This window comes from Shimwellia blattae DSM 4481 = NBRC 105725 (genome assembly GCF_000262305.1).
GTDB classification, from domain to species: Bacteria; Pseudomonadota; Gammaproteobacteria; order Enterobacterales; family Enterobacteriaceae; genus Shimwellia; species Shimwellia blattae.
On record NC_017910.1, the window covers coordinates 1,970,441 to 1,992,447 of the forward strand.

24 protein-coding genes are annotated in these 22,007 nt (G+C 55.7%); 13 read left to right on the forward strand and 11 right to left on the reverse strand.

The annotated features are described in order from the left end of the window. Window positions 1-360 precede the first annotated feature (360 nt). Entirely contained in the window at window positions 361-978 is a 618-nt protein-coding gene (gene tdk / locus EBL_RS09170; RefSeq protein WP_002441014.1) for a thymidine kinase, read from the forward strand. 154 nt (window positions 979-1,132) lie between these two features. Here tdk and adhE read toward each other — a convergent pair whose 3' ends face one another. Then, window positions 1,133-3,805, reverse strand: a complete 2,673-nt coding sequence (adhE, locus tag EBL_RS09175) for a bifunctional acetaldehyde-CoA/alcohol dehydrogenase (RefSeq protein ID WP_002441013.1) — start codon at window positions 3,803-3,805, stop codon at window positions 1,133-1,135. Window positions 3,806-4,266: 461 nt separating this feature from the next. Between adhE and EBL_RS09180 the strand changes: the two genes are divergently transcribed. The 7 genes from EBL_RS09180 (at window position 4,267) to EBL_RS09210 (ending at window position 11,722) form a co-directional block, all read left to right on the forward strand. Continuing rightward, window positions 4,267-4,914 (forward strand): YchE family NAAT transporter, encoded by a 648-nt coding sequence (locus tag EBL_RS09180; protein ID WP_002441012.1) that lies wholly within the window; start codon window positions 4,267-4,269, stop codon window positions 4,912-4,914. Window positions 4,915-5,181: 267 nt separating this feature from the next. Next, window positions 5,182-6,816 carry an oligopeptide ABC transporter substrate-binding protein OppA gene (gene oppA / locus EBL_RS09185; protein ID WP_002441011.1) on the forward strand — a complete coding sequence of 545 codons (1,635 nt, stop codon included), beginning with the start codon at window positions 5,182-5,184 and terminating at the stop codon, window positions 6,814-6,816. Between the two features lie 85 nt (window positions 6,817-6,901). Further along, entirely contained in the window at window positions 6,902-7,822 is a 921-nt protein-coding gene (gene oppB, locus EBL_RS09190; protein ID WP_002441010.1) for an oligopeptide ABC transporter permease OppB, read from the forward strand. A 12-nt stretch (window positions 7,823-7,834) separates the two neighbouring features. Then, the gene (gene oppC / locus EBL_RS09195) at window positions 7,835-8,749 is read left to right on the forward strand and encodes an oligopeptide ABC transporter permease OppC (RefSeq protein ID WP_014716002.1); all 915 of its coding nucleotides are present in this window, start codon (window positions 7,835-7,837) and stop codon (window positions 8,747-8,749) included. A gap of 5 nt (window positions 8,750-8,754) precedes the next feature. After that, complete coding sequence (gene oppD / locus EBL_RS09200; RefSeq protein WP_002441007.1) at window positions 8,755-9,738, forward strand: ABC transporter ATP-binding protein; 984 nt, start codon at window positions 8,755-8,757, stop codon at window positions 9,736-9,738. Beyond that, window positions 9,735-10,736, forward strand: coding sequence for a murein tripeptide/oligopeptide ABC transporter ATP binding protein OppF (gene oppF, locus EBL_RS09205; protein ID WP_002441006.1), 1,002 nt, complete (start codon window positions 9,735-9,737; stop codon window positions 10,734-10,736). The genes oppD and oppF overlap by 4 nt, the downstream gene beginning before the upstream one ends. 146 nt (window positions 10,737-10,882) lie before the next feature. After that, window positions 10,883-11,722, forward strand: a complete 840-nt coding sequence (locus EBL_RS09210; RefSeq protein WP_002441005.1) for an ion transporter — start codon at window positions 10,883-10,885, stop codon at window positions 11,720-11,722. A gap of 43 nt (window positions 11,723-11,765) precedes the next feature. On the opposite strand, the gene EBL_RS09215 is transcribed toward EBL_RS09210, so the two are convergent. Both EBL_RS09215 and cls read right to left on the reverse strand, forming a co-directional pair. Next, complete coding sequence (locus EBL_RS09215) at window positions 11,766-12,095, reverse strand: HI1450 family dsDNA-mimic protein (RefSeq protein WP_002441004.1); 330 nt, start codon at window positions 12,093-12,095, stop codon at window positions 11,766-11,768. A 37-nt stretch (window positions 12,096-12,132) separates the two neighbouring features. Beyond that, on the reverse strand, window positions 12,133-13,593 hold the full coding sequence (cls, locus tag EBL_RS09220; protein ID WP_002441002.1) for a cardiolipin synthase: 1,461 nt from the start codon (window positions 13,591-13,593) through the stop codon (window positions 12,133-12,135). Between the two features lie 147 nt (window positions 13,594-13,740). On the opposite strand from cls, the gene EBL_RS20565 reads away from it, so the two are divergent. Then, the gene (locus EBL_RS20565; protein ID WP_002441001.1) at window positions 13,741-13,914 is read left to right on the forward strand and encodes a YciY family protein; all 174 of its coding nucleotides are present in this window, start codon (window positions 13,741-13,743) and stop codon (window positions 13,912-13,914) included. A 52-nt stretch (window positions 13,915-13,966) separates the two neighbouring features. Here the strand turns inward: EBL_RS20565 and EBL_RS09225 are convergent, their stop codons facing one another. After that, window positions 13,967-14,263, reverse strand: a complete 297-nt coding sequence (locus EBL_RS09225; protein ID WP_002441000.1) for a YciI family protein — start codon at window positions 14,261-14,263, stop codon at window positions 13,967-13,969. A 244-nt stretch (window positions 14,264-14,507) separates the two neighbouring features. Here EBL_RS09225 and EBL_RS09230 point away from each other — a divergent pair, with 244 nt between their 5' ends. Further along, window positions 14,508-15,257: an energy transducer TonB gene (locus EBL_RS09230; protein ID WP_002440999.1), complete on the forward strand. Its 750-nt coding sequence runs from the start codon at window positions 14,508-14,510 to the stop codon at window positions 15,255-15,257. A gap of 58 nt (window positions 15,258-15,315) precedes the next feature. On the opposite strand, the gene yciA is transcribed toward EBL_RS09230, so the two are convergent. Genes yciA through EBL_RS09250 form a run of 4 tightly spaced genes read right to left on the reverse strand, consistent with a single transcriptional unit; the run spans window position 15,316 to window position 17,493 of the window. Next, window positions 15,316-15,711: an acyl-CoA thioester hydrolase YciA gene (yciA, locus tag EBL_RS09235; RefSeq protein ID WP_002440998.1), complete on the reverse strand. Its 396-nt coding sequence runs from the start codon at window positions 15,709-15,711 to the stop codon at window positions 15,316-15,318. Continuing rightward, the gene (locus EBL_RS09240; protein WP_002440996.1) at window positions 15,708-16,247 is read right to left on the reverse strand and encodes a septation protein A; all 540 of its coding nucleotides are present in this window, start codon (window positions 16,245-16,247) and stop codon (window positions 15,708-15,710) included. The genes yciA and EBL_RS09240 overlap by 4 nt, the downstream gene beginning before the upstream one ends. 45 nt (window positions 16,248-16,292) lie before the next feature. Next, window positions 16,293-17,036, reverse strand: coding sequence for a YciC family protein (locus EBL_RS09245; protein WP_002440995.1), 744 nt, complete (start codon window positions 17,034-17,036; stop codon window positions 16,293-16,295). Between the two features lie 58 nt (window positions 17,037-17,094). Next, window positions 17,095-17,493, reverse strand: a complete 399-nt coding sequence (locus tag EBL_RS09250; RefSeq protein WP_002440994.1) for a YkgJ family cysteine cluster protein — start codon at window positions 17,491-17,493, stop codon at window positions 17,095-17,097. Between the two features lie 273 nt (window positions 17,494-17,766). On the opposite strand from EBL_RS09250, the gene ompW reads away from it, so the two are divergent. Next, on the forward strand, window positions 17,767-18,402 hold the full coding sequence (ompW, locus tag EBL_RS09255; protein WP_002440993.1) for an outer membrane protein OmpW: 636 nt from the start codon (window positions 17,767-17,769) through the stop codon (window positions 18,400-18,402). Between the two features lie 34 nt (window positions 18,403-18,436). Here ompW and EBL_RS09260 read toward each other — a convergent pair whose 3' ends face one another. Then, window positions 18,437-18,685, reverse strand: a complete 249-nt coding sequence (locus EBL_RS09260; protein ID WP_151199988.1) for a DinI family protein — start codon at window positions 18,683-18,685, stop codon at window positions 18,437-18,439. Window positions 18,686-18,909: 224 nt separating this feature from the next. Between EBL_RS09260 and EBL_RS09265 the strand changes: the two genes are divergently transcribed. Together EBL_RS09265 and EBL_RS09270 are read left to right on the forward strand one after the other, a co-directional pair. Next, complete coding sequence (locus EBL_RS09265; RefSeq protein WP_002440991.1) at window positions 18,910-19,788, forward strand: GGDEF domain-containing protein; 879 nt, start codon at window positions 18,910-18,912, stop codon at window positions 19,786-19,788. Between the two features lie 127 nt (window positions 19,789-19,915). After that, the gene (locus EBL_RS09270; protein WP_126298257.1) at window positions 19,916-20,200 is read left to right on the forward strand and encodes a hypothetical protein; all 285 of its coding nucleotides are present in this window, start codon (window positions 19,916-19,918) and stop codon (window positions 20,198-20,200) included. Window positions 20,201-20,272: 72 nt separating this feature from the next. Here EBL_RS09270 and EBL_RS09275 read toward each other — a convergent pair whose 3' ends face one another. Continuing rightward, complete coding sequence (locus EBL_RS09275; RefSeq protein WP_002440989.1) at window positions 20,273-20,923, reverse strand: methionine ABC transporter permease; 651 nt, start codon at window positions 20,921-20,923, stop codon at window positions 20,273-20,275. Beyond that, the gene (locus tag EBL_RS09280) at window positions 20,907-22,007 is read right to left on the reverse strand and encodes a methionine ABC transporter ATP-binding protein (RefSeq protein ID WP_002440988.1); all 1,101 of its coding nucleotides are present in this window, start codon (window positions 22,005-22,007) and stop codon (window positions 20,907-20,909) included. The genes EBL_RS09275 and EBL_RS09280 overlap by 17 nt, the downstream gene beginning before the upstream one ends.

Consider the following 22,007-nt stretch of genomic DNA (forward strand, 5'->3'; position numbering starts at 1 on the left):
TTTAGCGGTCATTAACTTCTTTTTTCCGTTATTGTTCCGGGTGAAAAGTTTGCCGGATGTCACTTTTTCACTGGTCAAAGAGCACGAAAGTATACCTTTCCGGGGTATCGCCAGGGCGGTTGTATTAGCCCTGTGAGCCCCTTTTTTTATTAAGGAATAATAAGTAACGGTACGCCGGATTGATTAATCCTGGTGAGGAAGCTACCCCGTTATTTCACCCGATATGCCCGCGTCGTGTTATGTCCGTGTTAACTTCAGGCCCGCCAGGCGGGGATTACAGGCCGGGTTTCTCGCCGGAACATCCCGGGATCCTGTGATACAATCCGCAGCTTAAGTCTACAGTTTGAGGGCGTTGGGTGAATGGCTCAGCTTTATTTTTATTATTCGGCGATGAATGCAGGTAAATCAACCGCATTGCTCCAGTCGTCGTACAATTATCAGGAACGCGGTATGCACACCATGGTATATACCGCGGAAATAGACGACAGATATGGCGCCGGTAAGGTCAGCTCGCGTATCGGGCTTTCCTCCCCGGCGAAATTGTTTAATCCGTCCAGCGCATTGTTCAGCGAGATCCAGGCAGAGCATCAGAAACAGCATATCCATTGTGTACTGGTCGATGAGAGCCAGTTTCTGACCCGCGAACAGGTCTATCAGCTCTCTCAGGTGGTGGATGAGCTGGATATTCCGGTGCTCTGTTATGGCCTGCGTACTGATTTCCGGGGCGAGCTATTCAGCGGTAGCCAGTATTTACTGGCCTGGTCCGATAAGCTGGTTGAGCTGAAAACCGTCTGCTTCTGCGGGCGTAAAGCCAGCATGGTGCTGCGCCTGGACCACGCAGGAAGGCCGTACAACGAAGGTGAGCAAGTGGTCATTGGCGGCAATGAGCGCTATGTCTCTGCCTGCCGTAAGCACTATAAAGAAGCGCTGGAGGTGGGCTCTCTGCCGCTGTTACAGCAGCGCCATCTGTCGGCGTAATCGGGGTATTTGTTACTGATACGTAACGGACGCCGGGCGTGCAGGGGGCTGCGGTTAGTTTACCGGCGCTGATGAGTTATCCCCATCGCTGTGTCAGATCCATAAAAAAACCCGCCATATTCTGGCGGGTTTTGTCTGAGTAAGGCGCTACCGGTTAGGCGCTTTTCTTACTCTTTTTCTCAGCTTTAGGGGCCGCTTGCGGGGCTTTTTTCTGCTCACCTTCGGTGAACTCGTGGCCGTAGTAGGTATCCAGCAGGATCTGTTTCAGCTCAGAGATCAGCGGGTAGCGCGGGTTAGCGCCGGTACACTGGTCATCAAAGGCATCTTCAGCCAGCTTATCCACGTTTGCCAGGAAGTCAGCTTCCTGTACCCCGGCTTCACGGATGGACTTAGGAATGCCCAGTTCCGCTTTCATACTTTCCAGCCAGGCCAGCAGTTTTTCGATTTTCGCTGCGGTGCGGTCGCCTTCAGCGGTCAGACGCAGATGGTCGGCGATTTCAGCATAGCGACGGCGTGCCTGCGGACGGTCATACTGGCTGAACGCGGTCTGTTTGGTCGGGTTATCGTTCGCGTTATAGCGGATAACGTTGCAAATCAGCAGGGCGTTAGCCAGGCCGTGCGGAATGTGGAACTGAGAGCCCAGTTTATGGGCCATAGAGTGGCACACACCCAGGAAGGCGTTAGCAAACGCGATACCGGCGATGGTGGCCGCACTGTGGACACGCTCGCGGGCAACCGGGTTTTTCGCGCCTTCATGGTAAGAAGCCGGCAGGTTTTCTTTCAGCAGTTTCAGTGCTTCCAGCGCCTGGCCATCAGAGAATTCGCTGGCCAGTACCGATACGTAGGCTTCCAGAGCGTGGGTTACCGCATCCAGGCCGCCAAAGGCGCACAGGGATTTCGGCATATCCATCACCAGGTTGGCATCGACAATTGCCATATCCGGGGTCAGCGCATAGTCAGCCAGCGGGTATTTCTGGCCGGTGGCGTCGTCGGTCACTACCGCAAACGGCGTTACTTCAGAGCCGGTCCCGGAGGTGGTTGTAATCGCGATCATTTTCGCTTTCACGCCCATTTTCGGGAACTTGTAGATACGTTTACGGATATCCATAAAGCGCAGCGCCAGCTCTTCGAAGTGGGTTTCCGGGTGCTCGTACATCACCCACATAATTTTGGCCGCATCCATCGGGGAGCCGCCGCCCAGCGCGATGATAGCGTCTGGTTTGAAGGAGTGGCACAGTTCCGCGCCTTTACGCACGATGGTCAGGGTCGGATCTGCTTCTACTTCGAAGAAGACATCCACTTCCACACCGGCTTCTTTCAGTACAGAGGTTATCTGGTCAGCGTAGCCGTTGTTGAACAGGAAGCGGTCAGTCACGATCAGTGCACGTTTGCAACCATCAGTAATCACTTCATCCAGGGCGACAGGCAGAGAGCCACGACGGAAGTAGATAGATTTCGGAAGTTTATGCCACAACATGTTTTCAGCTCGCTTAGCAACGGTTTTCTTGTTGATCAGGTGCTTAGGACCAACGTTTTCAGAGATGGAGTTACCACCCCAGGAACCACAGCCCAGCGTCAGCGAAGGGGCGAGTTTAAAGTTGTACAGATCACCGATACCACCCTGAGATGCTGGCGTGTTAATCAGGATACGGGCCGTTTTCATCATCTGGCCGAAGTAGTTAACGCGCTCTTGCTGGTTATCCTGGTCGGTATACAGGCAGGAGGTATGGCCGATACCGCCCATGGCGACCAGTTTCTCTGCTTTATTAACCGCATCTTCAAAATCTTTCGCGCGGTACATTGCCAGAGTAGGGGAGAGTTTTTCGTGAGCAAACGGCTCAGACTCGTCAACCACAGAAACTTCGCCAATCAGGATCTTGGTGCTGGCCGGTACGGTCAGGCCCGCCATTTCGGCAATTTTCACCGCAGGCTGACCAACGATGGCCGCATTCAGGCCGCCATTTTTCAGGATGATATCCTGAACGGCTTTAAGCTCTTTACCCTGCAGCATATAGCCGCCGTGGGTCGCGAAACGCTCGCGCACCGCGTCGTATACGGAGTCAACCACCACAACAGACTGTTCAGAGGCACAGATAACGCCGTTGTCGAAGGTTTTAGACATCAGAATAGAGGCAACTGCCCGCTTGATATCTGCCGTTTCGTCGATAACCACTGGCGTGTTACCGGCACCCACGCCGATAGCCGGTTTACCGGAGCTGTAAGCGGCTTTAACCATGCCCGGGCCACCGGTCGCCAGAATCAGGTTCAGATCCGGGTGATGCATCAGCGCATTAGACAGCTCAACGGAAGGTTCATCGATCCAGCCGATGATATCTTTAGGTGCACCGGCAGCAATGGCCGCCTGCAGTACGATATCTGCCGCTTTATTGGTGGCATTTTTCGCCCGCGGATGCGGAGAGAAGATAATGGCGTTACGGGTTTTCAGGCTGATGAGCGATTTAAAGATAGCCGTGGAGGTCGGGTTAGTGGTCGGAACGATACCGCAGATGATGCCGGTAGGCTCAGCGATAGTAATAGTACCGAAGGTTTTGTCTTCTTCGAGAATACCGCAGGTCTTTTCGTCTTTATAGGCGTTGTAGATATATTCGGAAGCAAAGTGGTTTTTGATAACCTTATCTTCCACAATCCCCATGCCGGACTCTTCTACCGCCATCTTAGCCAGCGGGATGCGGGCATCAGCGGCAGCCAGAGCGGCAGCGCGGAAGATTTTATCAACCTGTTCCTGAGTAAAGTTGGCATATTCACGCTGGGCTTTTTTCACACGGGCTACGAGTGCGTTAAGTTCAGCGACATTAGTAACAGCCATAATGCTCTCCTGATAATGTTAAACTCTTTTAGCAAATCAGCTATCGGACACGTCAGTATAGCTGTCTGACGGGCAGTTGCTATGTCATTGCGCTGCAAACAAAAAATGCCCGAATGATTTGCTAAAAGAGCTGTGTATCCGCCGGGGCATGATACTGACTCATTTTTCTTAATGTGAGCCAAGATTACCTATTTTTGAGTAGTGATTTTGTGATCTCTGTCAAAAATAACCAATGCTGACACCTTTCAGCATGCTGTTTACCCATACATATATATCACCGCTGCGTGACAATGACTGTCATGAATCGTAAATCATCCATAACATGACAATTAAGTAACATCTATTTGCCGGTATTTTGGCATTACCGGCAGGTATCACAGATACGGGAAATAGGCTGGAGAATCCCGGGCTTTTACTTTACTCTACGCCGGACATCTACTGGTTCACTTGCGGAGTTACAGGTGACAAATCCTCTGTTTGATTTTGCAGTCTATTTTAAATTTTTTATTGGATTATTCGCTCTGGTCAACCCGATGGGGATCCTGCCGGTCTTTATCAGTATGACCAGTTATCAGACTGCGCCAGCAAGGAATAAAACAAACCTCACCGCCAGCCTGTCGGTGGCGATTATCCTCTGGACATCCCTGTTACTTGGCGACGCTATCCTCAGCATGTTTGGCATCTCTATTGATTCATTCCGCATTGCCGGTGGCATCCTGGTGGTGACCATTGCCATGTCGATGATCAGCGGAAAGCTGGGGGAAGATAAACAAAATAAGCAGGAAAAATCAGAAACGGCAATCCGTGAAAACGTCGGCGTTGTGCCCCTGGCATTACCGCTGATGGCGGGGCCCGGGGCAATCAGCTCTACCATTGTCTGGGGAACCCGTTACCACAGCTGGAGTTATATTGTCGGCTTTGCGGTGGCCATTGCGCTGTTTGCCCTGTGTTGCTGGTTGTTGTTCCGCGCGGCCCCCTGGCTGGTGCGTCTGCTGGGACAAACCGGGATCAACGTCATTACCCGTATTATGGGCCTGCTGCTGATGGCGCTGGGCATTGAGTTTATTGTTACCGGTATTAAATCTATTTTCCCTGGCCTGCTGGCGTAACCTGATCCCCTTTGTTCATTATTCCCGCGCGTGCGGTGCACCGTGCGCGGGATTTATCATAAAAGCGGATTGATTAACAAATCCGCAATTTATATTGGCGCGCTATCCGGGCTTTTGATATTTTCCGGCAGAACACCCCTCGGTTGTCAGACCATCCGGCAGGTTATTTTCAGAGCACACTAACCGGAATAGCGCGATAAAAGAGACCGGTGTCATCACAATAAGCTGGCCTGAGCCAGTAATAATAATGACCGGAGTAACAACACAATGACCATCATCACCACCAGAAACACCCTCAGCGCAGCGGTGCTGCTGGCGCTGTTTGCCAGTAGCGCCACCCAGGCTGCCCGGGTTGTGCAAGGGGTAAGCCTTGCAGAGCAACAAACCATCGTCCGCAATAATGGCTCAGAGCCACAGTCACTGGATCCGGGCAAGATAGAAGGGGTGCCGGAGGCAAACCTGAGCCGCGATTTATTTGAGGGGCTGGTGATTTCTGACCCGATGACCGGTCACCCGATCCCGGGGGTTGCTGAACGCTGGGAAAATAAAGACTTTAAAGTCTGGACGTTCCACCTGCGTAAAGAGGCCAAATGGTCAAACGGCGAGCCGGTGACCGCCCGGGACTTTGTCTACAGCTGGCAGCGCCTGGTGGATCCGGCAACCGCATCCCCCTATGCCAGCTACCCGCAGTACGGCCATATCCTGAATGTGGATGCGATTATTGAAGGGAAAAAACCGCCCGCGGAGCTGGGGGTCAAGGCGCTGGATGACCACACCCTGGAGGTGACCCTCAGCGAGCCGGTGCCGTACTTTTATAAGCTGCTGGTTAACCCGGCCATGTCGCCGGTCTATCAGCCGGCGGTGGAAAAGTGGGGCGAGAAGTGGACCCAGCCCGCAAATATCGTCACCAACGGTGCCTATCTTTTAAAAGACTGGGTGGTGAATGAACGCATCGTCATGGTGCGCAACCCCCAATACTGGGATAACGCCAGCACCGTGGTGAACCAGGTGACCTACCTGCCGATATCCTCTGAAGTCACAGACGTTAACCGCTACCGCAGCGGCGAAATCGACATGACCTATAACAGCATGCCCATTGAGCTGTTCCAGAAGCTGAAAAAAGAGATCCCCGACCAGGTCCACGTTGACCCCTATCTCTGCACCTATTATTACGAGATTAATAACCAGAAGGCGCCGTTTACCGACGCACGGGTGCGCACCGCACTCAAGCTGGGCCTTGATCGCGATATCATCGTGAATAAAGTCAAAGCGCAGGGGGATTTACCCGCCTTCGGCTTTACCCCGCCATATACGGATGGCGCCAGCCTGACCCGGCCGGAGTGGTTCTCCTGGAGCCAGGACAAGCGCAATGCGGAAGCAAAAAAATTGCTGGCCGAAGCCGGATACGGTGAGGGCAAACCGCTGAGTTTTAATTTGCTGTATAACTCTTCGGATTTGCATAAAAAACTGGCGATTGCCGCGGCTTCCGTCTGGAAGAAAAACCTCGGGGTGAATGTGAAGCTGGAAAACCAGGAGTGGAAAACCTTCCTCGATACCCGCCATCAGGGCAATTTTGATGTGGCCCGGGCCGGATGGTGCGCCGACTATAACGAGCCAAGCTCGTTCCTGAATATGATGCTCTCCGGTAACTCCCTTAACACGCCACATTATAACAGCCCGATCTTTGACCGTATTATGGCGGAAACCCTGAAAGTGACGGATGAATCTCAGCGCGCGGATCTCTATAATAAGGCCGAGCAACAGCTGGATAAAGATTCAGTAATAGTACCGGTGTATTACTACGTGAATGCCCGTCTGGTGAAGCCCTGGGTGGGGGGATACTCCGGTAAAGACCCGATGGATAATATTTACACAAAAAATCTATATATTATTAAACACTAATGGCAAAACGCGGGACGGTAAAACAGCCGTCCCGCTGTGTCTTATTTAACCAGCATGGCAAAGGCACTGCCAGAAGGTATAAGCAATGTTAAAATTTATTCTACGCCGCTGTCTGGAAGCGATCCCGACACTGTTTATTTTGATAACCATTTCTTTCTTCATGATGCGCCTGGCCCCGGGAAGCCCCTTTACCGGTGAGCGTAACTTACCGCCGGAAGTGATGGCGAATATTGAAGCAAAATATCATCTTAATGACCCCATCATGACCCAGTATGTTAATTATCTGAAACAGCTGGCCCACGGGGATTTTGGCCCGTCATTTAAATATAAAGATTTTAGCGTTAACGATCTGGTTGCCACGGCGTTTCCCGTTTCGGCAAAACTGGGGGCGGCGGCCTTTTTACTGGCGGTTATCTTCGGGGTCAGCGCCGGGGTCATTGCCGCCCTGAAGCAAAACAGCGGGTGGGATTACACGGTGATGGGGTTTGCCATGACCGGGGTGGTTATCCCGAGTTTTGTGGTAGCCCCCCTGTTAGTGCTGATATTCTCCATTACCCTCAGGTGGTTACCCGGCGGTGGCTGGAACGGCGGGGCGCTGAAATTTATGATCTTACCCATGGTCGCGCTGTCTCTGGCGTATATTGCCAGCATCGCCCGTATTACCCGGGGCTCGATGATTGAAGTGCTGCACGCGAACTTTATCCGCACGGCCCGGGCCAAGGGGCTGCCGATGCGGCGCATTATTTTGCGCCATGCCCTGAAACCGGCGCTGTTGCCGGTACTCTCCTATATGGGGCCGGCCTTTGTGGGGATTATTACCGGCTCAATGGTGATTGAAACGATTTATGGCCTGCCGGGTATTGGCCAGCTGTTCGTTAACGGGGCACTGAACCGTGACTACTCCCTGGTGCTCAGCCTGACTATCCTGGTCGGCGCCCTGACGATTTTATTTAACGCGGTGGTTGATGTGCTCTATGCGGTCATCGATCCGAAAATTCGCTACTGATCCGGAGCAGCCATGTTGATGAGCAAAAAAAACAGCGCGGCGCTGGAAAACTTCACCGGCCAGCTGGATATCGAAGGGCGCAGCCTGTGGCAGGATGCCTGGCGGCGGTTTATTCACAACCGGGCGGCGATGATAAGCCTGGTGATCCTCGGCACTATCGGGCTGTTTGTGATCCTGGCACCGCTGCTGTCGGCATTCAGTTACTTTGATACGGACTGGGGTATGATGTCGGGCGCACCGGATCTGGAGTCCGGGCACTATTTTGGCACTGACTCTTCCGGCCGGGATCTGCTGGTGCGGGTGGCCATTGGCGGGCGCATCTCCCTGATGGTGGGGCTTGCCGCGGCGCTGGTGGCCGTTGTGGTTGGCACGCTGTACGGCGCGTTATCCGGCTATCTGGGCGGGAAAACCGACGCAGCAATGATGCGCCTGCTGGAGATCCTCAACTCCTTTCCGTTTATGTTTTTTGTGATCCTGCTGGTGACCTTCTTCGGGCAGAACATGCTGCTGATTTTTGTCGCCATTGGCATGGTCTCCTGGCTGGATATGGCGCGTATTGTGCGCGGCCAGACCCTGAGCCTGAAGCGCAAAGAGTTTATTGAGGCCGCCCAGGTGGGCGGCGTCTCAACCGCCAGAATAGTGATGCGCCACATTGTGCCGAACGTCCTTGGGGTGGTGGTGGTGTACGCCTCGCTGCTGGTGCCGGGCATGATCCTGTTTGAATCCTTCCTGAGCTTCCTTGGCCTCGGGACTCAGGAGCCCCTGAGCAGCTGGGGGGCCTTATTAAGCGACGGCGCAAACTCCATGGAGGTCTCCCCCTGGCTGCTGATGTTCCCGGCCGCCTTCCTGGTGGTGACACTGTTTTGTTTTAATTTTATCGGCGATGGCCTGCGCGACGCCCTCGACCCGAAAAACCGCCCGGAGTGACGATAATGACCCATACCACTGAACCGGCACTGCTGGATGTCCGGGATCTGCGGGTAACCTTCCGCACCCAGGACGGGGAGGTGACCGCAGTCAACAATCTTAACTTCTCGCTGCGCGCCGGGGAGACCCTGGGGATTGTCGGGGAGTCCGGCTCCGGAAAATCCCAGACCGCCTTCGCCCTGATGGGGTTACTGGCCGCCAACGGGCAGCCGGGCGGCTCCGCCCGCTTTAACGGGCGCGAAATCCTCAACCTGCCGGAGCGCGAGCTCAACCGGCTGCGGGCTGAGCAGATAGCCATGATCTTCCAGGATCCGATGACCTCACTGAACCCCTACATGCGGGTGGGTGAACAGCTTATGGAAGTGCTGATGCTGCATAAAAAAGTCAGCAAAGCCGAGGCGTTCGAAGCTGCCGTACAGATGCTGGACGCAGTCAAAATGCCGGAGGCCCGCAAGAGAATGCGCATGTACCCCCACGAGTTTTCAGGCGGTATGCGCCAGCGGGTCATGATTGCGATGGCGCTACTGTGCCGCCCCAGGCTACTGATTGCCGATGAGCCGACCACGGCCCTGGATGTGACGGTGCAGGCACAGATAATGACACTGCTTGGCGAGCTGCAGCGCGAGTTTAACACCGCAATCATTATGATAACCCACGATCTGGGGGTGGTGGCCGGGATCTGTGACAAGGTGCTGGTGATGTACGCCGGGCGCACCATGGAGTACGGCAGCGCCCGGGATATTTTCTACCAGCCAGCCCACCCGTATTCTGCCGGGCTGCTGCGCGCCGTGCCCCGGCTGGACAGCGAAGCGGCGGAGCTGCAAACCATTGCCGGTAACCCGCCAGACTTACTGCACCTTCCCGGCGGTTGCCCGTTCCAGCCACGTTGCCCGTATAGCCGCGACGAGTGCCACAAGGTGCCGCCGCTGACGGAATTCGGCGCAGGGCGCCTGCGCGCCTGCTTCAGAGCCCCGGAGGAGATAGTATGAATAGCACACCAGAGCAGGAGCTGCTGCTGGAGGTGACGGACTTAAAAGTTCACTTCGCGGTCAGAGACGACAAACAGTGGTTCTGGCAGCCCGCCAGAATGCTCAAAGCGGTAGACGGGGTCACGCTGCGCCTGTACGCCGGTGAAACCCTGGGGGTTGTCGGGGAGTCGGGGTGCGGTAAATCCACCTTTGCCCGGGCGATTATTGGTCTGGTGAAGGCCTCCGGGGGCACCGCCACCTGGCTTGGGAAAGATCTTCCAGGTATGACCCCCGCCGAGTGGCGCGAGGCCAGGCGCGATATTCAGATGATTTTCCAGGATCCGCTGGCCTCACTGAACCCGCGCATGACCATCGGCGATATTATCGCCGAGCCGCTGCGCACCTATCACCCGCACATGCCCCGCCGGGAAGTGCAGGACAAGGTCAAAGCCATGATGCTGAAAGTGGGGCTGCTGCCAAATCTGGTGAACCGCTATCCTCATGAGTTTTCCGGCGGGCAGTGCCAGCGTATTGGTATTGCCCGGGCGCTTATCCTCGAACCCCGGCTGATTATCTGCGATGAGCCCGTATCGGCGCTGGATGTGTCAATCCAGGCCCAGGTCGTGAACCTGCTGCGCCAGCTGCAGCGGGAAATGGGCCTGGCGCTGATTTTTATTGCCCACGATCTGGCGGTGGTAAAGCATATTTCCGACCGGGTGCTGGTGATGTACCTCGGCCAGGGGGTGGAGCAGGGAAGCTGTGACGCGGTCTACCGTAACCCGCAGCATCCGTATACCCGGGCGTTAATGTCCGCCGTGCCGCTGCCGGATCCGGATCGCGAAAAGCAAAAAACGGTCCAGTTGCTGGAAGGGGAGCTCCCCTCACCAATTAACCCCCCGTCGGGCTGTGTTTTTCGTACCCGCTGCCCGCTTGCCGGGCCGGAATGTTCCCAAACCCGGCCGCAACTGGAAGGGAATTTTCACCATGCGGTAGCCTGCCTGAAAGCAGAGCCGCTATAATCCCGGTGCTGCCCTGTTCTGCAGCGTCCAGTAGCCCGATATTTACGAGCCACTGTGCATACCGGCCCTGAGCCGGTTGTCAGCGACACCCGGCCGTTCCCCGGTCCGGGTGTTATGTTAACTGGCTTGTTCATTGTGAGGTGCCTGTGCCCGGAACCCGCCGGACGCTGCGTCAGCGTTCTTACGATATATTGCTTGATCAGACCAGCCCCCATAACCGCCGGTTTGAGATAGCTTTCGGGGTGCTCGATATTCTGAGCGTGCTGGTTATTTTCCTCGAAACCGGGCTGGCATCCGGCCCCGGTACTCTGCTGGCCCGCACCCATCTCTTTGAATGGGCAGAGCTGTTCTTTACCCTGGCATTCAGCATTGAGTATCTGCTGCGCGTTATCAGTACGCCGCGGCCATGGCGCTATATTTTCAGTTTCTGGGGATTTGTCGACCTGGCGACCACTATTCCGCTGTATGTGTTCTGGCTGTGGCCGGAGATAGGGGCGGAGTATGTGTCGGTCTGGCGCGCCATGCGGGCTATCCGCGCCCTGCGGATCATGAAGCTACTGCGCCTGATGCCGACCCTGAACAGTTTCTGGCAGGCGGTGCTGGAGGCCAGGCACCAGCTGTTTTTATTCTACTTTTTTATCGGCATTGTCATGGTGGTGGCCGGTTCGCTGATGTACGGCATTGAGGGGCCTGCCCATGGTTTTACCTCCCTTGGGGTGGCGGTCTACTGGGCGATAGTCACGGTCACGACGGTGGGTTACGGAGATATCGCGCCGCACACCACTGCCGGGCGCATTGTGTCATCGATACTGATCCTGATTGGTTACTCGGTGATTGCCATTCCTACCGGCTTAATTACCGCCCAGGTCACCCGTGATATAGAAAACCGCCGCCACTCCCGGGCCTGTGTGCACTGTAACCACGCAGGGCACGACAGTAACGCCCGGTTTTGTAAATGCTGCGGGCACCGGTTACCGGTGCGCTGAGAAGGGAAACCCGCCGCCAGCTGCAGGTGCGCTGGCGGTTAGCTTATTCACGCCACAGGATATGGCAAATTTTATGGTCTTTGTCGCGGCATAACAGCACCCGGGCGAAGATATCGTTCAGCTCGCCGCCGTCGGTCTCTGCAAGGCCAATGACCACCTCGGCAAAAAAGTCCGGGTTAAGGTCAAAATCCACATGTTCTGCCCAGTCTTCTGCCGGGTCGAAGAGCTCGGCGCCGCCGCGCTCTTCAAACTGCAGGTTAAACAGAATAATGTCGGCAGGATCCAGATTATCCGGCGCCAGTTCGAGGAAGATATCGTAGGCCTGCTCCAGAGTTTCATCTTCGGTCAGGCGGTTATTCAGATCCATATCCATGTTGGTTACCACATCAGTCGATAATTGTGCGCACGTTTTACAGCAACGGGCTGAAGAAGTAAAACAGACGCTCGGCAATTCGCTGCCACAGGGGGCGTTTTACCCACAGGCGCGCCTCAACCAGCCGGGAGCGGGAGATATAATCATCCTGCACCGCCCCCAGATCGGCCCCAAAGCCCGCATCATCAATCACCAGGGTGATTTCAAAATTCAGCCATAAGCTGCGCATGTCCAGGTTAACGGTGCCCACCAGGCTGAGCTGGCTGTCTACCAGCACACTTTTGGTGTGCAGCAGCCCCCCTTCAAACTGGTAAATCTTCACCCCGGCTTCCAGCAGCTCGGTAAAAAATGCCCGGCTGGCCCAGCCCACCAGCACCGAGTCGTTCTTGCGCGGCACAATAATGCTGACATCCACCCCGCGCAGGGCGGCGGTACAGATGGCGTGCAGCAGATCGTCGCTGGGAACAAAGTAGGGGGTGGTCATCACCAGCGATTCCCGGGCGGCGTAGATGGAGGTCAGCAGCGCCTGGTGAATCAGATCCTCCGGAAAGCCCGGGCCGGAGGCAATGGTCTGAATGGTGTGCCCGCTGGCCTCTTCAAAGGGCATGATATTCGCATCCGGCGGTGGGGGCAGAATGCGCTTGCCGGTTTCTATCTCCCAGTCGCAGGAGTAAACCACCCCCATCGAGGTGGCCACCGGGCCTTCCATACGCGCCATTACATCGATCCACTGGCCAACACCGGCATCCTGTTTAAAAAAGCGCGGGTCAACCATATTCATGCTGCCGGAATAGGCGATGTAGTTGTCGATCATCACCATTTTGCGGTGCTGGCGCAGATCCATACGGCGCAGGAAGACACGCATCAGGTTAACTTTCAGGGCCTCGACCACTTCAATACCGGCGTTGCGCATAATGCTGGCCCAGGGGCTGCGAAAGAACGCCACGCTGCCTGCGGAGTCGAGCATAAGGCGGCAGTGCACCCCGCGGCGCGCGGCCGCCATCAGGGATTCGGCCACCTGGTCTGCCAGCCCGCCGGGCTGCCAGATATAGAACACCATCTCAATATTGTGGCGCGCCAGCTGAATATCGCGGATCAGCGCGTGCATCACATCGTCGGAGTCGGTCAGCAGCTGTAGCTGATTGCCCTTTACGCCGCCAATGCCCTGGCGCCGTTCACAAAGCTGGAATAACGACTCTGCCACTTCACTGCTTTCGGTGGCGAATATGCGTTTACAGGATTTTAAATCGTGCAGCCATTTCGCCGTGGAGGGCCACATGGCTCTGGCGCGCTCCGCCCGGCGCTTGCCGAGGTGCAGCTCACCGAATGATAAATAAGCGACGATCCCGACCAGCGGCAGAATATAAATAATCAGCAGCCAGGCCATGGCGGAGGGGACTGCGCGTCTTTTCATTAAAATCCGCAGTGTCACACTGGCGATCAACAGCCAGTAGCCCAGGATGAGCAGCCAACTCACCACGGTGTAGAAGGTCGTCATATTTCAAAAATCCTTTAGAAACCTTTTGTTAAGAGTGTACGCACAAGTCACAACTCCGGCTACCGGAAACTAAAACTCCGTAAAATGGCTGGCTCCGGTGAATGAGGGGTCTATAATGACGCGTCTGTTTCAATCACGAGCCGTAATATGAGACATAGTAGAAATGAGGTTGGACGCTGGCGGATGCAGCGTCAGGCCCAGCGCCGCAAGTCACGCTGGCTGGAAGCACAATCGCGCAGGAATATGCGCATTCATGCAATCCGCAAATCTCTGGCAAGCCAGAAACGCAATTCCCTGCTGTTCGCTATCTACAATCTCTGATCTTCTGAAGGGTGCCGCCGGCGCCCTTCAGTGCATCACGCCGTCTGGCCGGTCAGAACACCTGCTTATAGGGCGTTACCCGTACTGTTTTATACACACCCGCTGCCTGGTAAGGATCGTCCTGGGCCCAGGACTGTGCCGCTTCCAGAGAGGCAAACTCCGCAATCACCGTAGAGCCGGTGAAGCCCGCTTTACCGGGATCGTTGCTGTCTACGGCAGGCATTGGCCCGGCGGTCAGCAGGCGGCCCTCATCACGCAAGAGTTGCAGGCGCGCCAGGTGAGCAGGGCGCACCGCCAGGCGTTTGTCCAGGGAATCAGGATGGTCTTCGGCGTAAATAACATACAGCACGATAAAAACTCCTTTGATAACGGGTAGGTGGATAACGTAACGGATAAGTGAATTACGTTAGGGGAATCGCCAGCGGACTGCAACGGTAAAGATGGTGGCGGGGGCAAATACATCATATTCCGTACTAAAAAACAGCACTTACCGGTATATATCCACCAGAGTACGGCTGGCTTGTTGAATATGATTGCTATTTGCATTTAGAATGCAGGCTGTCCTTTTGCCGATTGAATTGATTATGACTGTCATGACCTTTGAGACACCCCGCCGCTTTCCGTGGCCCACGGTACTTTCCGTGGCTATCCACGGTGCTGTGGTAGCGGGGCTGCTATACACCTCTGTGAATCAGGTAATGCAGCTGCCGGCACCTGCCCGGGCCATCAGTATTTCCATGGTCTCCCCGGCGGATCTGGAGCCACCGCAAACCGCACCGGCGCCCGCGCCTGCGGTTGCTGAACCAGAGCCGGAACCTGAAGTGTTGCCTGAGCCGCCAAAAGAGGCGCCGGTCGTGATCCATAAACCGAAACCTAAGCCCAAACCGAAACCCAAACCTAAACCGGTCCAGAAGGTGGAGCCGGAGAAAAAACCGGCAAAACCGGTGGAATCCCGCGCGGAGTCGCCCTTTGATAACCCGGACAGCACCGCCACCACCACGTCGCGCCCGGTAAGCGGTACAGCCCGCCCGGGCCCGGCCGCGCCCGTTGCCAGCACAGCCAGCCCGGCAGTGGGTGGCCCGCGGGCACTGCAACGGGGCCAGCCTGCCTATCCGGCCCGGGCCCAGGCGCTGCGCATTGAAGGGCGTGTGCGGGTGAAATTTGATGTTCTGCCCGATGGCAGCCTGGACAATGTAGAGATCCTCTCCGCCCAGCCCGCGAATATGTTTGAGCGCGAAGTGAAGCAGGCCATGCGCCGCTGGCGCTACGAGAGCGGCAGGCCGGGCAAGGGGGTAATAGTTAATATTGTCTTCCGCCTTGACGGGGGCGCCAGCGTTCAGTAGCTGCCGGTAAAACAAAAAGACCACCCGAAGCGGTGGTCTTTTTGTATCAGCGGGGGATTCAGGGCGCCGGTAACGGGCGCGGTTTGCCGTTATCGTCAACCGCCACATAAATAAAGATGGCTTCGGTAGCGCAGTAGCGCTGGCCGATAGGCTCAGAAGAGACCTTCTTCACCCAGACTTCCACATTCACGGTAATGGAGGTTCTGCCGCGTTTTACACAGCGTGCATAGCAACAGACCACATCACCAACCGCCACGGGCTTCATAAAGCTCATGCCGTCAACCCGTACGGTCACGACCCGGCCTTTTGCCAGCTCTTTAGCCAGAATCGCGCCGCCCATATCCATCTGGGACATGATCCAGCCGCCAAAAATATCGCCATTGGCGTTGGTATCGGCTGGCATTGCCAGGGTGCGCAGTACCAGCTCACCCTGTGGGACATCCGTGTGACTCATTTTTCACTTTCCTGAGGCATATGGCGGTACATATAAAAACCGCTGATAACAGTAAAAATCAGTGTCATGGCGGTTAAACCAAACACTTTAAAATTGATCCAGATACTTTCCGGTAACCAGAAAGCCACGTAGATATTGAGCAGACCACAGAGAATAAAAAACAGCGCCCAGGCCATATTCAGCCGTGACCATACCTGAGCGGGGAGCGAGATCTCTTTACCCAGCATGCTCTGAATCAGCGGCTTTTTGGTGACCATATGGCCAATCAGTAATGCGGCAGCGAACAGGGCATAAATAATGGTCACCTTCCACTTAATAAATTCCGCATTATGGAAATAGATAGTCAGACCGCCAAACACCACCACCAGAACAAACGTAACGAGGGTGGTTTTCTCCAGCTTGCGAAACTTATACCAGCTGTAGAGCAGCGCCAGCGTGGTTGCGACAATCAGCGCGCCGGAGGCAACAAAAATGTCGTACATTTTGTAGAAAGCAAAAAATACCACCAGCGGCAGGAAATCAAGAAACTGCTTCATATTGGCTTCCGTAAAGCGATGCACCGGCGGGCCGGTGCACAGATGTTAATCACGAATCAGCATATACAACCGGAACAGGTAGATCAGCAGGATAGCTGAAAACAGATTATTCACGGTATTAATGATAATAGCGGCGACTGAAGGCGACAGCGTACCCAGTGATGAGGCGAACAGCAAGAGCACCAGTCTTGCCAGCAGCCAGAGAATCACCGCCGGTGCAATCAGGCGCATATTGGCCCACCCCAGACGGGCGCTGTGGCGAATAGCCGCAAAAATCCCCAGTTTGTCCTGAACCATCATCACCGGTGCCAGAGATAGCGCAATAGCCAGCAGAACGCCCGGCACGACTAACAGCATCATGCCCATCTGGATCACAAAGGTGCTGAGGAACAGCAAAATAAACAGCCGGGGCAGCACCGGGGCAGAGGCGCCAATTGCGCGCAGGGCGCTGGTGCGCTGACCGCCGGAGACTATCTGAATTAAAAACAGCACGCCGCCTGCCAGCACTGTATTACCAATCAGCGCAGAGAAGGTCGACGCCGCCGAGGCCTTCAGCAAGACTTGCTGTTGCTCCAGCGTCATATTCTGAACCAGATCAAACAACCCCTGACTACCGGAGAGATCCGCCGTGTCTTTAAGTACCGACAGCTGTTCCTCTCCGGGAGAGAACGCGTGAGCAATGACCAGAGAGATAAACGCGCTAAGTAATGCAATCAGCAAAACAGTAACAAACTGATTACGTAAAAAATTCCCCGTGTCACGGTAAAGGCTGTTTGCCGTGATAGACATGAACTCTCCTTGAGGTACGACCAAATTTATCAGCGCATGATTGTACCCTGGATAAACCCTAAGTGGCACCTTCCTCATGTGTCTGCACTGCAATATCCGGGGAATTCATCAGGGAGAGTGAGGCTTCGGGAAGCGGGGGGAGCCCCCAGGCGGCCCGGGCGCGGTTACAGGCGCTATTGGTGATGCCATTTTCACCAGACATGGTGAATTCGCGGCAGGTGGAGGGCCGCTGCTGGTAAATAGAACAACTGACCTGTTTCCCCGGCTCGCCCTGTAGCGCTTTGCAGCGCGGGGACTTCTGGTTGGTGCCGGACATACAGCGTAAAAAAGGGGTTACTGGCTCCGTCATTGCGGCCGGAACAGCGCCTGCCGCGTCATCGCCCTCTGCCCAGTAAAAAGAGACACGAAACCAGGCACAACAGGCACCGCACGTCATGCACGGGTTGAGATCGCTCATAAAAAACCTGCCATTACAAAACAACGTATCACTTGTCAGGTGGATGAAAATAGCCCTCCCGCGGCGTACTGACAAGGGGTGGTAAGTAAACAACTTTAATTAATTATTCAGAAAAATGATCCAGATCGTAAAATAAGAACCATTAGATTTACCAAAAATTAACCCAGATCAATAAGAGTTAAAACTACATAAAAAGTGTGACTTAAAGTAGTTAACATCTACCCATATTTGGTTGTATTCATGCCGAAATAATAACCATGACAAGAAAAGGGTATGAAAAAAAAGGCAATCATGCTGCTGGCGTTGGGTAGCATTTCGGCAACAGTTTCTGCGCATGAAGCGGGGGAGTTTTTTATGCGCGCGGGAACGGCGACGGTGCGTCCGACAGAGGGCTCTGACAGAGTGCTGGGTATGAGCCACTTTAATGTCAGCAATAACACCCAGATGGGGCTGACATTCACCTGGATGGCAACAGACAATATCGGTATCGAGCTGCTGGCCGCCACGCCATTTCGCCACAAGGTGGGGCTTAAAGAGACAGGGAACCTGGCGACCGTCAGGCAACTGCCGCCCACGCTGATGGCCCAGTGGTACTTTGGCGATGCCACCAGTAAGGTGCGCCCCTATATCGGCGCCGGGGTGAACTACACGTTCTTTTATGATGAGCACTTTAATGACACGGGCAAGGCTGCGGGGCTGAGTGATTTAAGCGCCGGTCACTCCTGGGGGATGGCCGGGCAGGTGGGGCTTGATTACATGATTGATAAAGACTGGCTGGTGAATATGTCCGTCTGGTATATGGATATCGACACCACGGTGAAGTTTAAACACGACACCCTGGGCCGCCAGAGCGTGAGCACCCGCATCGATCCCTGGGTATTTATGTTCTCTGCGGGTTACCGTTTCTGACACACGGGAAAACTGGTCGCGCGGCGGCCAGTTTTTACCCGGCGGCGTCACTCACCAGCCACATATCGGCTTCGTCGAACATCTCTTCCAGCATGCGGTTCAGTTTTTCCCGGTCGCTTTTACTGGCATCGCTGTTAAGGGCGTTGGCCTGCATCGGTTTCACCCGGACATCCGCCTCCGGGAAAATACGCTGCACCCGGCGGGTGAGCTCATCAAGAATAATCTCTCTGGCGCCGGGCAGACCAGCCACATTGCGCTTATCGTAAATCAGTTCTACGTACATGCTATCGTCTCGGTTACTGTACTGGATATAAATACAGTATTCATATCCGGGCCCGGCGTCAATGGTGCGCCGGAATTTTTGTCTACTGAGATAGATCAATATCTTCCTATTGCAGAATGGGGTCTGGCCTGGCTTTTTTGCTATGCTTAGCGGCTGAGTGTTCTCCCCGTATGTAATTGTTAAGTGAAATAATGCCGATGTCCTGTTCTTCTCCCCGCGGGGTTATGCCTGTTGTCCAGCGTAAAGCCTGGATTTTCATTACCTTACTGATAGTGGTGCTGATAGCGGCACTGAGCCTGGGGTTCAGCCGCCTGCTGGCAAGTGTGCCGGTTATCCTGGGAACCCCCGGCCTGTGGATAGACTTCCTGGCGCTCGGGTTTCTGATGTTTATGATGTGGTGTACCACCCGGGTCAGTCTGACGCAGTTTTCTGTCCTGCCTATCCGCTGCGGCCTGTTATTGTGGATAGCCGGTAACGGGTTTGACCTGATGGATGAAATTGTGGTCCAGCCCCGCTGGGTGGGGTACTACTGCGAGGATTTACTGCGCCTGTCCGGGATGTTTATTACCGCCATGGGGGTGTACCGGATTATTCGCAAAATCAACTTACTGTATGTGGATGCCCGCACGCGCTCCCTGCATGACGAGCTCACCCAGTTGCCCAACCGGCGGTTTTTTATCGACACCATCCGGGAAAAAATGCAGCAGCCAGCTCCCCTGGCGCTGATGATTCTGGATATCGACTTTTTTAAGAAGATCAATGACACCTGGGGCCATATGACCGGGGATGAGACCCTGTTCAGCCTGGGTAAGATGCTCTCAGCGCTGGCGGATAACCCCCATATCAGCGCGGCGCGTATCGGCGGGGAGGAGTTCGCCATCATTGTGCAGGGGGCCGATTACCAGACTGTCGACGGGCTGGCGCAGACCATACTCCGGCGCGCAGCGACCATTATGGTTAATAACACCCAGCCGCTTTCAGTTAGTATCGGCGTCGGATTTCGTCATCCGCAGGAAGGCCAGGAAGGCTTTATTAAAAAAGTGGATGAAGCGCTCTATGCCGCCAAACATAATGGCCGGGGGCGTATTGAGTGGGCGCGCTAGCCCGCTGTGGTATTTGTGGTTCCGCCGCCAGGCGGCGGGGTAAATCTGGCTGAACTGAGTTGTGCGCGTTGTGAGAAAACTTGTTGCTGTTTTTGCTGTTACTGGCACCGTGATTCTGGTGGGGTGCGTGAATTCACCGGCCCACCGTATTGAACAATGTGAAAAGCAGGGGGTGGATGAGGCCACCTGTATTGCCCGGGAGTGGGACTATGAAAAACTAAACCCGCTGCCGGTTTATGACACCAGCCACTATGATCCCGGCGCGGCCCTGGCGTCTTCATTTAATGCGCCGGTATCCCGTAAAAAATCCACCAACGATAAACCGGAAGAGGCCGCACCCTCCGCAGCCCCGTCCCCGGCGGCATCCGCACCGGTTACGGCGGCGAAAACGGCGACTGAAACCAAACTGTAGTGTGACACTGTCACCAGGAGGCCAGCACTGCGCCCCCTGGTGATAGGGAACTGACGGGTTTTGGTGACAGTGTCACCTGTGGTTGAGCCGGCGGGCCAGTTTATCCCCGGTATACTGCAGCAGTGTCACCAGCGCCACCAGCAGCACAATCACCACGACCATCACCTGGCTGTCAAAGCGCTGATACCCGTAGCGGTAGGCCAGATCACCCAGCCCCCCGGCACCGATGGCCCCCGCCATGGCGGAGGCATTAATCATGGTCACCAGGGTAATGGTGAAGCCGCTGACAATACCCGGTAACGCCTCCGGCAGCAGCACATGCCAGACAATATGCCAGCGCCGGAACCCCATGGCCTGGGCCGCTTCGGTCAGCCCTTTGTCGACCTCCCGCAGGCTGACTTCAGCAATACGGGCGAAGAACGGCGTCGCCCCCAGGGTAAGCGGCACGATGGCGGCGGCGACCCCATAGGTTGTGCCCACCAGCAGGCGGGTAAAGGGGATCAGGGCCACCATCAGGATAAGAAACGGTACCGAACGAAACAGATTGATCACCCAGCCCAGCAACCGGTGCATGACTGGCGCCGGGAACAGATCCTGTTTCCCGCTCACCACCAGCGCCACCGCAAGGGGCAGGCCGAGCAACAGCGCCAGCAGTGACGAGATACCAACCATCATCAGGGTGTCCAGTAATCCCTGCCACAGACGCTCAAAATCCAGAGACATAGCCCGCCACCTCAATGTTATCCGCAAGCCCGGCGGGGAGATTTGTCAGTTGCGCTGCGCTGATAGCCGGGTTGAGCAGCAGCAGTAACTGGCCCACCGGGCGATTGCTGACCCATTCGATATCGCTGCGCATCAGGGTGGCCCCTCCGGGAATGGCGGCATTTACCTGGCCGGTATCCGGTGTGGCACCGTTTCCGTTATAGCGCAGGCGCACCAGTAACCGGCAGTCCGGCCCCCGGCGGGCGGGGCTTAATGTGGCTGCCAGCGCCTCTGGCAGGTGATCATGTTGCGGGGCCAGTAACTGGCGGGTAATCGCCTGCTGCGGCGCGCCATAGATCTGCCAGACCGGCCCCTGCTCAACAATATTGCCGTTATCCAGCACCGCTACCTGGTGGCACAGATCGTGGATCACCTCCATTTCATGGGTGATCAGCACAATGGTTATCTGGCGCTGGTGGTTGATGGTGCGCAGCAGATCAAGGATCGTGCGCGTAGTCTGGGGATCCAGCACAGAGGTGGCCTCATCACACAGCAGCAGCGTCGGGTTATGCACCAGCGCCCGGGCTATGCCCACGCGCTGTTTTTGCCCGCCGGACAGCTGCCCGGGCCAGGCGTGCTGGTGCTTTTCCAGCCCGACAAGCCCCAGTAGCTCATCTACCCGCTGGCGGCGCTCGCGGGCGGGCACCCCCGCAACACGCAGGGGCAGCTCGATATTCTGGCGCACGGTTTTGGCCGACAGCAAATTAAAGTGCTGAAAGATCATGCCGGTATTGCGCCGCCAGGCCACCAGCGCCTGCTCAGACAGGCGGCTGATATCGGTGCCGTCAATCACCACGCTCCCCAGGCCTGGCTCCTCCAGCCGGTTAAGGCAGCGGATAAGCGACGATTTCCCGGCGCCACTGCGCCCGATAATGCCGAAAATCGTCCCCCGGGGAATGACCAGATCAATCTGGTGCAGCGCGTCGGTCTGCTGGCCCGCGTAGCGCTTGGTCAGCCCGGAGACCTGTATATGGGGCTCGCCACGGGGCGGGCGGGCCGGGGCGTTTTGCGCCACGGCACTATGCTCAAAGGGGATACTGACCAT

Excerpts from the sequence above, each read along its gene's own strand:
- EBL_RS09245 (WP_002440995.1), bottom strand. The coding sequence starts at position 17,036 with ATGTCTATCACGGCAAACAGCCTTTACCGTGACACGGGGAATTTTTTA.
- adhE (WP_002441013.1), bottom strand. The coding sequence starts at position 3,805 with ATGGCTGTTACTAATGTCGCTGAACTTAACGCACTCGTAGCCCGTGTG.
- EBL_RS09230 (WP_002440999.1), top strand. The coding sequence starts at position 14,508 with ATGACCTTTGAGACACCCCGCCGCTTTCCGTGGCCCACGGTACTTTCC.
- oppC (WP_014716002.1), top strand. The coding sequence starts at position 7,835 with ATGTTGATGAGCAAAAAAAACAGCGCGGCGCTGGAAAACTTCACCGGC.
- oppA (WP_002441011.1), top strand. The coding sequence starts at position 5,182 with ATGACCATCATCACCACCAGAAACACCCTCAGCGCAGCGGTGCTGCTG.
- EBL_RS09240 (WP_002440996.1), bottom strand. The coding sequence starts at position 16,247 with ATGAAGCAGTTTCTTGATTTCCTGCCGCTGGTGGTATTTTTTGCTTTC.
- EBL_RS09215 (WP_002441004.1), bottom strand. The coding sequence starts at position 12,095 with ATGGATATGGATCTGAATAACCGCCTGACCGAAGATGAAACTCTGGAG.
- EBL_RS09250 (WP_002440994.1), bottom strand. The coding sequence starts at position 17,493 with ATGAGCGATCTCAACCCGTGCATGACGTGCGGTGCCTGTTGTGCCTGG.
- yciA (WP_002440998.1), bottom strand. The coding sequence starts at position 15,711 with ATGAGTCACACGGATGTCCCACAGGGTGAGCTGGTACTGCGCACCCTG.
- EBL_RS09275 (WP_002440989.1), bottom strand. The coding sequence starts at position 20,923 with ATGTCTCTGGATTTTGAGCGTCTGTGGCAGGGATTACTGGACACCCTG.
- ompW (WP_002440993.1), top strand. The coding sequence starts at position 17,767 with ATGAAAAAAAAGGCAATCATGCTGCTGGCGTTGGGTAGCATTTCGGCA.
- oppB (WP_002441010.1), top strand. The coding sequence starts at position 6,902 with ATGTTAAAATTTATTCTACGCCGCTGTCTGGAAGCGATCCCGACACTG.
- cls (WP_002441002.1), bottom strand. The coding sequence starts at position 13,593 with ATGACGACCTTCTACACCGTGGTGAGTTGGCTGCTCATCCTGGGCTAC.
- oppF (WP_002441006.1), top strand. The coding sequence starts at position 9,735 with ATGAATAGCACACCAGAGCAGGAGCTGCTGCTGGAGGTGACGGACTTA.
- EBL_RS09265 (WP_002440991.1), top strand. The coding sequence starts at position 18,910 with ATGCCTGTTGTCCAGCGTAAAGCCTGGATTTTCATTACCTTACTGATA.
- EBL_RS09280 (WP_002440988.1), bottom strand. The coding sequence starts at position 22,007 with ATGGTCAGTATCCCCTTTGAGCATAGTGCCGTGGCGCAAAACGCCCCG.
- EBL_RS20565 (WP_002441001.1), top strand. The coding sequence starts at position 13,741 with ATGAGACATAGTAGAAATGAGGTTGGACGCTGGCGGATGCAGCGTCAG.
- oppD (WP_002441007.1), top strand. The coding sequence starts at position 8,755 with ATGACCCATACCACTGAACCGGCACTGCTGGATGTCCGGGATCTGCGG.
- tdk (WP_002441014.1), top strand. The coding sequence starts at position 361 with ATGGCTCAGCTTTATTTTTATTATTCGGCGATGAATGCAGGTAAATCA.
- EBL_RS09260 (WP_151199988.1), bottom strand. The coding sequence starts at position 18,685 with ATGTACGTAGAACTGATTTACGATAAGCGCAATGTGGCTGGTCTGCCC.